The 14,084-nt window shown below is 48.1% G+C and carries 9 protein-coding genes; 1 reads left to right on the top strand and 8 read right to left on the bottom strand.

Annotated features, from left to right (window positions below):
* Positions 1–917: 917 nt before the first annotated feature.
* The gene (locus BTJ40_RS15960) at positions 918–2,708 is read left to right on the top strand and encodes a hypothetical protein (RefSeq protein WP_108734030.1); all 1,791 of its coding nucleotides are present in this window, start codon (positions 918–920) and stop codon (positions 2,706–2,708) included.
* Between the two features lie 178 nt (positions 2,709–2,886).
* Here BTJ40_RS15960 and BTJ40_RS15955 read toward each other — a convergent pair whose 3' ends face one another.
* The 8 genes from BTJ40_RS15955 to dapD form a co-directional block, all read right to left on the bottom strand.
* Entirely contained in the window at positions 2,887–4,947 is a 2,061-nt protein-coding gene (locus BTJ40_RS15955) for a S9 family peptidase (RefSeq protein ID WP_108734029.1), read from the bottom strand.
* Between the two features lie 166 nt (positions 4,948–5,113).
* Positions 5,114–7,189, bottom strand: coding sequence for a S9 family peptidase (locus BTJ40_RS15950; protein ID WP_108734028.1), 2,076 nt, complete (start codon positions 7,187–7,189; stop codon positions 5,114–5,116).
* Between the two features lie 740 nt (positions 7,190–7,929).
* Positions 7,930–8,574, bottom strand: a complete 645-nt coding sequence (locus BTJ40_RS15945) for a hypothetical protein (protein WP_108734027.1) — start codon at positions 8,572–8,574, stop codon at positions 7,930–7,932.
* Positions 8,575–9,185: 611 nt separating this feature from the next.
* Positions 9,186–9,350, bottom strand: a complete 165-nt coding sequence (locus tag BTJ40_RS22365) for a hypothetical protein (RefSeq protein WP_157954115.1) — start codon at positions 9,348–9,350, stop codon at positions 9,186–9,188.
* A 460-nt stretch (positions 9,351–9,810) separates the two neighbouring features.
* Positions 9,811–10,686, bottom strand: a complete 876-nt coding sequence (locus tag BTJ40_RS15940) for an SDR family oxidoreductase (RefSeq protein ID WP_157954113.1) — start codon at positions 10,684–10,686, stop codon at positions 9,811–9,813.
* Between the two features lie 19 nt (positions 10,687–10,705).
* A complete protein-coding gene (locus BTJ40_RS15935) occupies positions 10,706–11,437 on the bottom strand; it encodes a cupin domain-containing protein (protein WP_108734025.1) in 732 nt (243 codons plus the stop codon).
* Positions 11,438–11,808: 371 nt separating this feature from the next.
* Positions 11,809–12,942, bottom strand: coding sequence for a succinyl-diaminopimelate desuccinylase (dapE, locus tag BTJ40_RS15930; protein WP_108734024.1), 1,134 nt, complete (start codon positions 12,940–12,942; stop codon positions 11,809–11,811).
* A 94-nt stretch (positions 12,943–13,036) separates the two neighbouring features.
* The gene (dapD, locus tag BTJ40_RS15925; protein WP_108734023.1) at positions 13,037–14,068 is read right to left on the bottom strand and encodes a 2,3,4,5-tetrahydropyridine-2,6-dicarboxylate N-succinyltransferase; all 1,032 of its coding nucleotides are present in this window, start codon (positions 14,066–14,068) and stop codon (positions 13,037–13,039) included.
* Positions 14,069–14,084 lie beyond the last annotated feature (16 nt).

Here is a 14,084-nt window from a genome sequence, read left to right as displayed (position 1 = left end):
GGTAGTTAAAGTGCCTCCACTACTGCCATTAGTGTCGTACAGTGCCCCTCGTTAATATGACCTTGGGGAAATAGCTATGTCGACGCCTTAAGTCAAGCTGTCGTAGTTTTGGCTCGGATAGTTATAGTGAATTAAACTGGAAAATTCCTAGCTCTAAGTGGTGGGACTGCAGGGGAGCAGTGTCGACAGCGAAGGTAAATAATTGAACTGCGGTGAAAAATCTAGGCAGTAATTAGAGGAGGGGCTATTTCTTCTTTGGGTAAAAATTGGGTGGTTAGGGGACCCGGCACCGAATACTGCAGCCGCTAAAGCTTGAGTTGTGGTTGATCTTCAGTTGTGTACCATCTTACACAAGCTGCTATAGAGTTGGATGAACGCCTGTGTCTTACCACTAAGGGCGGCAGAGTGTAGGGAGTTGTAGCGCAGAGAAAGCTATTTGGCCGAAACATAAAATAATCAGTTAAAAAGTTTTGTAACTCCAGTGCCGGGGGAAGATAGGAGTGGTGGTGTTTGCATAAGCCCATCTTTACAAATTTTCAGGTATATTGTACGCGAACAAAAGACTGGGTAGTAGATTGGGAGTATGAGTTTCTTGGGTTTAGAAGTGTGGTCGGTCTTAATGGTACAGGAGACCCAGTTAAGTGCTAAGTCTTTAACACTTTCATATGATATATACCGGCCAAACCTATGGGGAATAAAGGCTGTTTTCAAAGTTATCTGGCTGGAGCTTGCGATAAGGTTATAAGGCGTGTCGGAAATATTTGTTCTGATGGTCTCTGTATTGATGTCTGGTTTTGTGAGGATTCAATTGCTGTAATTCCCAATGGTTTAATGGTGTGTGAGTCACTTATGACAGGTGATTTGTAGCGTATGGTTTCTTATATTTTTGGATTGTTAAATTATTTTAAGGGGCGGGGATGGGGTTAGGAATGGTTTATAGGTGGTTTATATGTAAATTCCTTTGGGCTTTACTATTATCTGTTGCTTTTTTGGGGGGGTGTACATCAACTCAAAAGCTGGTTAATTCAAAATGGTATGAGATAGAGACCAAGCATTTTCGTATAGTTACCAATGGTAACTCGGAGAAGGTTGAAAGGTTGGCCGTCGACCTTGAAAGGCTGAGGGTTGTAGCGGAGAGGCATATAGGATTTATACCGGATCAGCAAAAGCTAACCGTTTATGCCTTGTCGGATACGTTAAGTTTTAAGGGCGTTTCTGGTCGGGAGGATGTTCGCATGGTCGTAGGTTTATTTCGTAACACCTCTCACGGTAGCTTTGCTCTGGTGAATTTGGCGGGAAATAAATATTTCCCAGGTAATCCTGCACGTCAGATTTTATTTCACGAGTATGTACATTTCCTTACTTATGGGCGCAGCTCATCTAATCTGCCCTACTGGTATAGTGAGGGAATGGCGGAGGTTTTTTCTACGATCAGTTTCCGCGAGGATGAATATGAGCTTGGGATGATTCCAATAAGTCGAGCTATTACACTAGATTATTCAAGGGAATTGCCTTTAAAGACGCTCCTCGAGGCAAAAAATGGGTCTTTGAATAATAAGGACCGAGAAGCTTTGTATGCTAATGGCTGGATGTTAGCGCATTGGCTGATTTTTGACCGACAACGGGCAAAGGCTTTAGGGCGGTATCTGAATAGCTACAACAAAGGCTTGGCTGAGGCGCGCCCACTTTGGGAGGAGCTTGGTATGACATTCGAAGAGCTCGAGTCACAATATCGTAGTTTACCCAAGTCCAAATTTGGGTATTTTAGAATGCCTATGCCCAAGGTGAAAGAGGCTGAATTTAATAGTGCCGTAACACGCCTCCCTAAAAAAAATGCGATTTTAGAAATTGCAAATTTTATGGCGATTACGGGGCAGGAGGTTGCCCAGTTAAAGAGTTTTATTGATTATGCTGAAAAGCAGGAAATTCGTAGTTATGAGTTAAATTCTGCAATGGCGGTTGCAGAACTGCAGGCTGGAAATTTTCCGAAGGCAAAAGGGTGGTTGGATTCTATTCCTGTAGAGTTCCATGGAGAACGCTGGTTTCTGGAGGTTCAGGCACGTATAGGTTTGGCTGAAGAGCTTTCGAAATTTGAGAATATCAATTTAAATGCGGTGGTAGATATACGAGACAAGTATGTCAAACTTGTTAATTCCCAAGATGATGTGCCCATCTATTGGTATGAGCTTGCGGTAGTAATGCAGGTGCTGGGATACCCGCGAGAAGATTATCTTGAAATACTTGAACAGGCTTATCTGCGTGCGCCTAGGAATGTAAGGATAGCGTGGTGGTATGCGCATGAGCTTTATGTTAGCCGTGATAAAGAATATTTTGCTCAGGTTGCAAGTCCTTTAATGGTGCAGCTTTCCAATTTAGAGCGAGAGTCCCGCCTAACTTCAATGCGCAGGGAGATTGAGCAAATAAAAGGGGATAGGTTATCAGCTAAGCCAGTTAAGGAAGGTTTGGGTGAAAAACTTGAAAAATATCAGAGCATGACGGGGAAAAAAGCTGTAGCTTTAGCATTGGATTTTAGAGGGTCCTTTGCAGTAGGTCTCTCTGAAGAAAATGTCGATCAGCAAGTCGCAAATGATAATGCACTTGGCCTTTGTGAGAAATATAGAAAACGATACAAGGTTTTTGGAAAATGTCGCCTTTATGCCGAGGGTGATCAAGTTGTAGGTACAGGCGCTATAGAAATAAGGCTTTAACTTATCTTTTGCCCGAGGGTAGTGTAAATTGCTCAGCCCTTTCCGGAGAGCTATTAAGTAAGCTGCTGATGGTTTGATTGAGAAGTGGCAGTGTGCTTGAAGGGGTAACTCTTGAATCAGGAGCGGGTCGGTTGATCCGCTCCTTTCTGAATAGGCAGAGTCGGTGGATGAAATTTAGTTAATTGCTCACTATATACTCACTCTCATTCTCCCTATCGGGTTTGTGTTGATCAAACCAATATAGAATCGATGCAACTTTTGCCACTAACTGACTTGGCCTGGCAGCAATACTGTGGGATGCCCCAGGAATGCGAACCATGGCAGCGTCAACATCATTAAGTTTAAGCGCTTGATAAAACTGTTCCGTTTCTGACATCGGTGTGCGGTAATCCTCTTCCCCAGTTAAGAGCATGGTGGGAGTGGTAACATTTCCAACGTAAGTGAGTGGTGAACGGCGGCGGTATTCCTCAGGTTTTTCCCAGGGCATGCCTGAAAACCAGTAGCTGGTAAAAAACCTCGAATAATCGGCAGTTAAAACGAAGCTCTCCCAGTTGATGACAGGCTTGGCAACAACAGCAGCTCTGAAGCGATCGGTTTTGCCAATAATCCAGGCTGTCAGTGTACCCCCACCACTGCCACCAGTAACAAATAGCTGCTCTTCATCAATATAACCTTGAGAAATTACAGCGTCGACGCCAGAGATCAGGTCGTCGTAATCCTGGCTCGGGTAGTTATGGTGAATTAAGTTGGCAAATTCATGGCCGTAGCTGGTGGAGCCACGGGGGTTAGTGTACAGAACAACATAACCAGCAGCGGCAAATAACTGGACTTCGGCGGCAAATCTGGGGCCGTAATTAGAGAAGGGACCACCGTGAATTTCCAATAGAAGGGGATACTTCTTCTCGGGGTCGAAATTGGGTGGGTAAGCGACCCAGCCCTGAACATCTCGGCCGTCAAAGCTCGATTTGTAGTTGATCTCCTCAATATTTGCCATCTCGCGCAGTGGCATCAGGTCGCCATTGAGCTCGGTGAGTGCCTGGGTTTTGCCGTTGCGCGCTAGAGCCAGTTCGGCGGGATTCTGAGGGGTTGTTTGTGTGTAGGCGATGTCCCCGCGTTTGGAGACTGCAAAATTGGCACCGGAGTATGGGCGCCCCAGCGAAAGGCCTCCAGCGTCGCTGGCCATCAAGGTTTCGCTGGAACCAATTTTCTTGATGGCTATTTTGGTGGAGCCGTGATCGTCGTAGCTATAGGCAATTCGCTTACTATCGCCCAGCCAGTGGAAGTTGGAGATGCTGCGATCCTTGGCAGTTTTTATTTTACGAGACTTCCCGCTATTGAGATCCAGGACGCGCAGAGTATGTTGTTGGTATCCGAGCTTCTGATCCTCAAAACCCAAATAGGCCAGCTTTGTACCATCTGGAGACATCTGTGGGTGATGGTCGGGACCATAGCGTTCGGTAATCTGCTCGATGTTGCCGTTTTTTAGGCTTACCTTGTAAATTTCTGAGTTCATCAGCTCAATTTCGTGATCGGGATGACGATTGGCTGAGAAGTAAATTGCATCGTTATTTTTACTCCAGGCGAGACTGCTGTGGTGATCGTACTCGCCTTCGGTGAGTTGGCGAGGGGTACCTCCCTCCCGAGGGATCACAAAAACCTGTACATGTCCCTGCTTTAAATAGCCCATGCCATCTGAACGATAAATGCTGCTGTCGATAAACTGTGGTGGCTTAGCCCACTCTGCGCCTTCCGGCGCGCTGGGGAGCTGTACTGGCAGAGGTTTGCTTTCCGGTACAAACATGGTGAAAGCTATTTGCTTACCATCCCGTGACCACTGGATATTGGAGGGGGATTTTGGCAGGTGAGTAATCTGCAGATTCTGGCCATTATCTAACCACAGCAGGTGGATCTGTGGGCTGCCACTGCGGGTGCTGATAAAAGCGATGGTCTTCCCGTCGGGGGATAGCTGTGGGGAGTAATCGGAGTAGTCTCCAGAGGTCAGAGGGCGGTGATCTTTGCCATCGGTACCGATACGCCAAAGGTTCGCGCGCTTGCCGTCTTTCATTTTGTTCATTGAGTTGCGGACGTAATAAATACTTTTCCCGTCACTGCTGAACTGAGGGCTACTCGCGTATTCGAGATTAAATACATCCTCGTAACTAAAATTGGGTAGTTGGTTATCAGCGAGCGCAGGGCTGGCGATAAACATCGCTGCGACAATTTTTATTAGCCGGTTCATGATCTTTAGGCTCCTCCTTCTTGTTTCCTAGAGGATACCTGAGGAAGGGGGGGCAAAGGGAGTGATCCGTTGACTGGTGTGCTCGATGGGATAATCCGTGATGGAGTAGCGGGTTGGCTGACCTGCTACTCCGTTATTTGGCCGAATATGCCTGTAAAATTTTGAATTAGTTGGTTGCCAAGTCCTCGCTTTCATTTTCTCTATTGGGTTTGTGTTGATCAAACCAGTAGAGGGTCGAGGCTACTTTAGAGATTCTCTTACTGGGTCTGTCAGAGAAGTTATGGGATGTATTGGGGAGGCGTACCATAGCCGCCTCTACATCGTTTAACTTTAGTGCTTGGTAAAACTGCTCGGTCTCGGATATCGGGGTGCGATAATCGTTTTCGCCAGTCAATAGCATGGTCGGTGTAGTGATATTGCCAATATATGTGAGTGGAGAGCGGCGTCGATACTCCTCGGGGGTCTCCCAAGGCATCCCGGAAAACCAGTAGCGAGTAAATAATTTGGAGTAATCGGCAGTTAGAACAAAGCTCTCCCAATTGATTACAGGTGCGACAACTACCGCGGCCCTGAATCGTTCAGTTTTGCCGATAATCCAGGCTGTCAGTGTGCCGCCGGCACTTCCGCCGGTAACAAATAATTGCTCCTCATCAATATAGCCTTGGGCGATGACCGCATCGACACCTGCCATTAGGTCATCGTAATCCTGGCTTGGGAAGTTGTGATGGATCAAGTTGGCAAACTCGTTGCCGTAGCTGGTAGAGCCGCGAGGGTTGGTGTAGAGCACGACATAGCCTGCGGCGGCAAATAGTTGCATTTCGGCAGAAAAACGCGGGCCGTAGTTGGCTAGTGGGCCGCCGTGAATCTCAAGTAACAGAGGGTATTTATTTTGGGGGTCGAAATTTGGGGGGTAGGCTATCCAGCCCTGGATATTGCGACCATCGAAGCTGGATTTATAGTTTATCTCTTCCACATGGGCCATATTGCGTAGCGGTATCAAATCATTGTTGATCGCCGTAAGAGTTTTTATCTTGCCGCCACGGGAAATTGCAAGTTCTGCGGGAATCTGAGGTGTGGTTTGTGTATAAACAACGTTCCCGCGTTTAGAGACAGCAAAATCTGAAAAACTATAGGGCGCGCCTAATGTCAGTCCACCGGCGTCATCCGCTATCAAGGTTTCCTTTCCGCCAATTTTCTTAATGGCAATTTTGGTTGAGCCATGATCGTCATAACTGTAAGCAATACGCTTGCTGTCGGCGAACCATTGAAAATCGGAAACGCTACGATCACTGGCAGTTTTTATTAGCTGGTTTTTTCCACTAGTGAGGTCGATCACTCGCAAAGTGTTTTGGTGATAGGAAAACCGCTGGTCTTCATAGCCTATATAAGCCAGCTTTCTTCCGTCGGGTGAGATTTGAGGCTGAAGGTCGGGGCCAAATCTTTCGGTTATTTGTTCAATGTTCCCATCGTCGATATTTACTTTGTAAATTTCTGAATCCAGCATTTCAATTTCATGATTTGGGTGGCGATTTGCTGAAAAGTAAATGGCTTTATTATTTTTGTCCCAGCTGAGTTGGCTGTTGTGCTCGTAGTCCCCACTGGTGAGTTGGCGTGGAGTGCCTCCTTCACGGGAAATCATGAAAACCTGTGAATTGCCCTGTTCTAAATATCCCTGGCCCTCAATGCGATATAAGCCCTTGTCGATAAACTGGGGTGGTTCCTCCCACTCGGCCCCCTCTGGTGGTGTGGGAAGCTCTACTGGCAGTGGTTTGCTTTCGGGTACGAACATGGTGAAGGCAATATGCTCGCCATCGTGAGACCACTGGATATTTGATGGAGCTTTGGGTAGGTGGGAAATTTGCTCGCTTTTACCGTTGTCCAACCACAATAAATGTATCTGGGGCTTTCCACTCCTGTCGCTGATAAAGGCAATAGTTTTTCCATCTGGAGATAGAAGTGGGGAGTGGTCGTGAAAATCTCCCGAAGTTAAGGGGCGGTGATCTTTGCCATCATCGCTGATATACCAGAGGTTTGCCCTTGTGGTATCTGCCATTTTGTTCAGGGAGTTGCGCACGTAATAAATGTTTTTATCGTTAGTGCCAAACTGTGGGTCGCTGGCGTACTCCAGGTCGAAGATATCCTCGTAGCTAAAATTGGGTGAATGTTCATTTGTATTTGCGTGGGCGGAAAATGCCGGGCTTGCAATAACTGCCGCAGCGATAAACTTTATAAACCTATCCATGGTCCGTGAGCTCCTTTTTATTGTTAGATGCAGCATACCGAAGGGGTGTCAACAGAGGGGATAAATACGCTGAAGTGCAGTATTGAAGGGATAGTCAGTTTATTTGGCGGATAAACCTACTGAAATCTTACCTTCCCACCCAGGAAATCTGGGACACCTAGCAAGTACACTTGGAGCTTTCGCCCTTTTCGAGCTTCCAGCCTGAGGTGGGTTAATTTACGCAGGTATCTCTTTTAATATTTCTTGATAAATATCTTTGAGGGTACTCAAATAGTTTGCCTTAACCTTTTCGTCACTATTATGAATAGTGGCATTTAGCAGCCCTGGTTTGGAGGGCCAGGGCGCGTATTGGGTTTGCGATGCAGGGGGCTAACTATTACTACGACGATTGAGACCGTGTTGAAAAAGAGATTAAGTAACGGTACTCAGCGGCTATGGGTCCCACTCCTTCATAGGTTGGTTTTTTCTACTACGAAACTCCGATAGCTTCGCAGGTCCTCTGGCAAAAGAGCGGCCTGAGTCTCGAGATTTTCCTAATTGTCTGGATGGCCGTTTGTTCGGTCAAAAGTGCAACTCAAAACTTCGAACATCTTTAGCCCTTGCAGCGAGGGAGCGTAAAGATACCAACTATATAAGTTATTGACGCTATTTTTTATATTGCCAGGCACGGTTTTATCTGCCGTATGCATTGAATTCCAAGGGGTCCCACCTAAAGCCAATTACAGGTGGTCCACACATTTTCATTTCTTCCGTCTGTTGATGATCAGCTGGGAGACTAGCGCTCCGCATAAAAGGATAAGAAAGGCTACTAGGTTGAGGCCTCCCGCTATCAGGCGTGCCTCATTAGGGTAAGCAATAGTGCGCTCTAATGCTGATTTTTTATAGTGGTGTTTTTCCCTGAAGGTTGGATCTATTGCTAAATCTAGAAGGGTGCGCATGCTGCGATATCTTACCACTGCGGCAGTAGACCAGTCACCTTCATAATCAACACCCCACTTTGCCGCAGTTGCGCCTAAAGCGTCTCCCAAAAAAATCGGATAGCTCCCGCGCTTAATTAAGAAACTCATCACGTAATTATTATAGTTTTTCGCGACCTCCTTTGAACTCACTGGTCTACTTTGATCTTTAGTTTTAACAGGTTCGTCATAGTGCTTGATAGCATTCAACATAAAAATTGGTTCACCGCGATCCCGTTCAAGTAACTTCAAAAATTCTGATGGCGATTCATCGGGATTTAATTCTGCCAGCTTTTCGGAGTAGTACTGTTTTTCTTCTGCGGAAAGAGGGCGTTCGAATGTTCCATGCCACCAGGAAAATAACAAGAAGAGCAGTGACCAAAAGCTCCAGTTGATAATGGTTTGACGAGGATTTTTTAAATTTTTCATAAGCTATCATTTCTTTGATGTCGAAACGTAACCAATGATGGTTTTTTAGTTGAAACGGCAGTATTGGCTACTGAGGTCCAGTATATAGGTCTCGAAATTATATGGAAAGTGGAGTGCCAAAAAGTCCCTCATGTTAAGGGCTTTTATCTTTACAGATCTTTAACTTTAATGATCGATTGATTCATGAGGGCGGCAACAATAGCTAGGATTTTTAATTTTCACTTTAAAGGAGGTTGGGTTTTGGAATGATAAGGGGGTATCAGTTACTTAAATCGCTAGGTTTTCTAGTTTACTGCACTCTTTAGAAAGCTAGCTTCGCATATTAATTTTAATTTTTGTAAAGATGTGATTATTTTGTTTATGTTAATTGATTTGTTGATGTTTCAGCTTGGCCTTTCAAAACAATAAGTTGCTGAGTAGAAGGATCGGAAACAAAATTTATGGGTGTCCGCGTGAAAAGCTTTATCTTTTGGGTTGTTGAATCAATGCCACTCTCCATGAAGGCTGAAAGGGTTCCGAAGATTTTTTTGATCTGATAAATTAGATATAACTTTTATATTCGTCATTAGCTTTTTACTTTTCACAGATAGAATGATTAGTGTAGGCAGACCCTAGGGAGTTGTGCCGTAATAAATATTTTTATCGTTGGCGCCAAACCGTGGATCGCGGGCATACTCGCGGTCGAATATGTCCTCGTAACTAAAACTGGGTAAGGGTTCATTTGTGTTTGAATGGGCTGAAATCGCCCCAGCAATAAATTCTATAAACCTGCTCATAGTCAATGGGCTCCTTATTATTGTTTGACGGAGCATACCGAAGGGATCGTGTCAGAGGGGCCAAATACGTTGAATTGCAATATTGAAGGAGTAGTCAGTTTATTGGGTGGATAAACTTCCTGGAGATTCACTTTCCCAGCCAGGAGAACTGTGGCAGCTCAAAAGTAAACTTGGTGCTTTCGCACCTTTTGAGTCTCCAAACTAAGCCAGGTTAATTGAAGTGATGGCTCTTTTAATACTTTCCGATAAATATCTTTGAGGGTATCAAAGTGGTCGGTCTCACCCCTTTCGTCCACTATGTGAATAGAGGTTTTTCAGGTCCTGGTTCGGCAACCATAATTCTGGTAGGCGCAGTTTCAATGAGAGCCGGGGTCAGGGTGTGTATTGGGCTAACGACATAAAGGGCGACCTACCACTAAGACGATAGCGGCTGTGTTGAGAATGGGTTGAGCTACGGTACTTAGCGGCTTTGGGTTTCACTCTGCCATATATTGGCCGTTTCTTCTACGAAACTCCGATAGCTTCGCGGACCCTGTGGTAAAAGTGCGGCCTGAGCCTCGAGATCTTCCTGATTGACTGGATGGCCGTTTGTTTTGAACCAGCGATGCATGATCAGAAGATCGAAATTCAGCCATGGAGGCACCATGGTTTCGATGCTGTTGGCAAAGTCTTCCGGCGTTAGGTCAGGGTAGATGACGGCGCGACCAAGTGCTATGGACCAGAGTGCAGCGGTTTCATTGCCGTTAGGGGCATCCAAACTCGACAAAAGAAATACTTCGTTCTTCGCCCTTATGTCTAAGAGTGCTGTAGCTGCTGCGAGCGCAACATCACGGGTATCGATGCGTGCAACCGGGTGGGCCCCCAACGGCGTTGCATAAGCACCTGCAGTGATCACATCCTTCTGAACAAGATCATTCTGAGCGAAGTAGGTGGGCCGCAGTATCGTATGCGCGATCCCGCTTGCTCGCAGCGCTGTTTCAATGGCGAATTTTCCACCCGCATGAGGGATCATCGGTGCGCGAACTGCAAGATCGCTCGATAGATAAACGATGTGCCTGGGGGGTGATTCAGCGGCAATCGCCAGCGTGGACAGGCCTTGCTGGGTCTCCTTGGGGCTATTTGCGATGAGCAGAAAGACACTCTCAACCCCCTTAAATGCGGGCCTCAGGGTGGAAGGATCGTCCATATCGGCAATGACTGTATCAATATCATCGGGGAGACTTGCGGCATAGGCAGTCGATCGTGTGGCAACCCGGATCTTTGCTCCACTCGCATACAAGATCGGAATGAGGGCCCGGCCGACGTTTCCTGAGCCACCAAAGATGAGGACAGTCATTGATGTAATCCATTGATGCTCAGGGCCAGACTGCGCAAAAGAATGCGCGAAAAGGTTTGTCGGCGTGCCACCCGACTGGGGCATTCAACGGTACGAAGAAGCTGTCACCGGCGTGGAAGGTCTCCTCACCGTTTGACGTTGTGACCCGTACCGCCCCCTCCAGCATACATATCAGTTCGCTCCGACTGAAATCTGTGATATCGCAACGACAAGGGCCAGACATCAATGTGCCGACCTGGATCCTGCCATCGCCAGACTCGTATGCCAGGTGTCTGGCTTGGTGTGGCTCTAGGGCGCTGAGGCTGGTCTCTCTGCAGTCACCTTCTGAAATGTTTGGAAGCGGGCGCACGACTCTCAGCTTAGACGGATCAGTCTCTGCAGGATACTCATCATTGAATAGGTTGATAAAGTACTTGCGGTAATATACCGGCATGTCCCATGCGCAATTAAGGCCTTGCGGGAGGAAAAACGGCTCTCCAGCAGAGATAACTTCTTTATGTCCTGTTTCGTCGATAATGCCGACGTGGCCCTCGATCAGAAGCATGAACTCAAAGAATGGATAGGGATTGAGCCCTGTGCTGCTTCCGCCAGAGCAATCCCAGGTCCCAGTGCAGAGGCCGTTGCGCTCAAAGGCTTTATACCCTCGCTGGATAGGTGTCGGGCCGGTAAGAAAAGAGGGAGGGATGACAGCCCAGGACTCAAGGCCTTCGCCACTTGGGTTGTGCGGGTCCAACTTGATTACGCTTTTCATGGCGTCTTTCTCGAGGGCTCGAGTTGGTGGCAGGAGCTGCGCGACTCGAGAATCAGTGGGCGGTTGGTGGTCGTCGGCGCGATTCGCGAAGTATCTCTGCCGCAACTTATTTAGTAGTCTAAACCAACTTGGCGATAGTTGGTGCTCTCGATAAATTGTGTCGGCTCGAGCCACCTTGCACGGTCTGGAATAATTGGGTGTTGTATTGGCAGAGTTGGTAGATATGCTGAATTGCAATATTCAAGAGATAGCCAGTTTTTGCTGGATAAACTTACTGGAGTTTTACTGCCCCAGCCGTGAAAGCTGGGGTCTCTCAAAAGAACACGTTGAGCTTTCGCCCTTTTCGAGCCTCTAGGCTGAGCCGGATTAATTTAAGTGAGTAGCTCTTTTAAGACTTCCCGATAAATATCTTTGAGGATATCCAAGTGGTCGGCCTCAACCCTTTCGTCCACTTTATGAATAGTGGCATTTACCGGTCCCAGTTCTACGACCTGGGCTCCGGTAGGGGCAATAAAACGGCCATCGGAAGTGCCGCCAGCGGTTGATAGCTCCGTTTTTTCTCCAGTGATTGTGAGAATTGCCTGCTGAGTTGCCTGAACCAGGGGGCCCTCAGCGGTGAGAAAGGGCAGTCCGGATAATTTAAAGTTCGCCTCGTATTTGAGGTTGTATTTGTCCAGAATTGCCCGCGCCCGGGTCTCCAGGTCTTCGGCGGTTAATTCAGTGGAAAAGCGCCAGTTGCACACCAGGTCTACTTCGCCGGGAATAACATTGGTTGCACCGGTGCCGCCATTGATATTGGAAACCTGGAAGCTGGTTGCGGGGAAGAATTCATTCCCCTGGTCCCACTCCTCGGCAGCGAGTTCAGCGAGAGCAGGGGCCAGGGTATGTATCGGATTCTCGGCCAGGTGAGGGTAGGCCACATGGCCCTGGGTGCCGAGAACTTTTAGTTCCAGGCCGAGCGAGCCCCTGCGCCCATTTTTGATGATATCGCCAACCCGTTCACTACTGGATGGTTCGCCGACGATACAGCAGTCAATCTTTTCCCCCTGCTCTTCGAGCCACTCGACAACCTTAACGGTGCCGTTTGTTGCCGGGCCCTCTTCGTCGCTGGTGATTAGAAATGCTATACGCCCGCTGTGGTCTGGGTGTGCCGCAACGAACTCCTCACAGGCAACCACCATGGCTGCCAGGGAACCCTTCATATCCGCCGCACCACGGCCATATAGAAAACCGTCGCGAATTTCAGGCTCGAAGGGGGGGCAGCTCCAGTTTTCTTCTGGGCCTGTGGGTACGACATCGGTGTGTCCGGCAAAGGCGAGTAGGGAGCCTTCACTAGAGCCATCGCGCACAGCCCAAAAATTATCGGTGTCACCTCTGCGCAATTTTGTTACCTGGAATCCTATTTTTTCCAGGCGCTGGATCATAAGGTCCATACACCCCGCATCTTCGGGGGTGACAGAGCGGCGGCGAATCAGGTCGAAAGCGAGTTGGAGAGTGGGAGTCACTAGGGCTTTCCTTGTATAGAGAGATGGGCCGCAAAGGGGCGGCTAAAGGGGTGGGGCGCAGCGGTGCGGAATTGAAGTTCCGCACCGTGCAATTTTAATTGCTGTGTAGAGCTTCATTGAGCTCGATAGCACTCTTGTTGGTGAGACATTCCACTGCACCATTAGTGGAGTTGCGGCGGAAAAGTAAATCGGATTTTCCGGCCAGATCTCTGGCCTTGATGTACTCTACCAGCTTGCCGCTGTCATCCAGCAGGGCGATTTTAGTTCCAGCTGTAATGTAGAGCCCAGCCTCGACAGTGCAGCGGTCGCCAAGGGGAATGCCGATACCGGCATTAGCGCCGAGCAGGCAGTTGTCGCCTACCGAGATAACGATATTTCCGCCACCGGAAAGTGTACCCATGGTAGAACTGCTGCCACCGAGATCAGAACCGGCGCCGACAAATACCCCGGCGGAAATACGGCCTTCAATCATGCCGGGTCCTTCGGTGCCAGCATTAAAGTTAACAAAGCCCTCGTGCATGATAGTGGTGCCTTCCCCCAGGTATGCGCCCAGGCGCACTCGAGCGGTGTGGGCGATACGAACTCCAGCTGGTACTACGTAATTGGTCATCTTGGGGAATTTATCCACGCAGGAGACATCCAGGTACTCACCTTTGAGTCTTGCATCCAGTTGTCGCTGCGGTAATTCCTCAAGATCAATGGCTCCCTGATTGGTCCAGGCGACATTAACCAGCTTGCCAAAAATACCGTCGAGTTTGGTCTCGTGGGGTTTTACCAGGCGGTGGGAGAGAAGATGTAGCTTCAGGTAGGCCTCGGGCACTGACTGCGGGGCTTCGTCAGTAGCCAAAATAACTACTGCGAGAGGTCTTTGGGAATTGGCGAACTGCTGCAGGATTTCCGCCTGGTCAGCGGCGCCTGCACTGTGAAGAGCATCGGCTAATTTCTGTAGCTGGGTGGAGTCCAGAGGCAGGCTGTGATTTCCCTCTGCCACGCCGAGAGTTTTAGTAACTGCGTTAGCGATTTCTGCGCTGGGTTTAAACAGGGGTTTGGGGTAGTAAACTTCCAGCCAGTCGCCCTTGCTGTTACAGGTGCCGACACCAAAACCGATGCTGTAAATATTGCTCATGGTGGTTATCTCCTAA

The sequence above is a fragment of the Microbulbifer sp. A4B17 genome (genome assembly GCF_003076275.1).
Classification (GTDB): Bacteria; Pseudomonadota; Gammaproteobacteria; order Pseudomonadales; family Cellvibrionaceae; genus Microbulbifer.
Note: the sequence above shows the minus strand (reverse complement) of the source record. Positions and strands in the feature narration are given on the sequence as shown.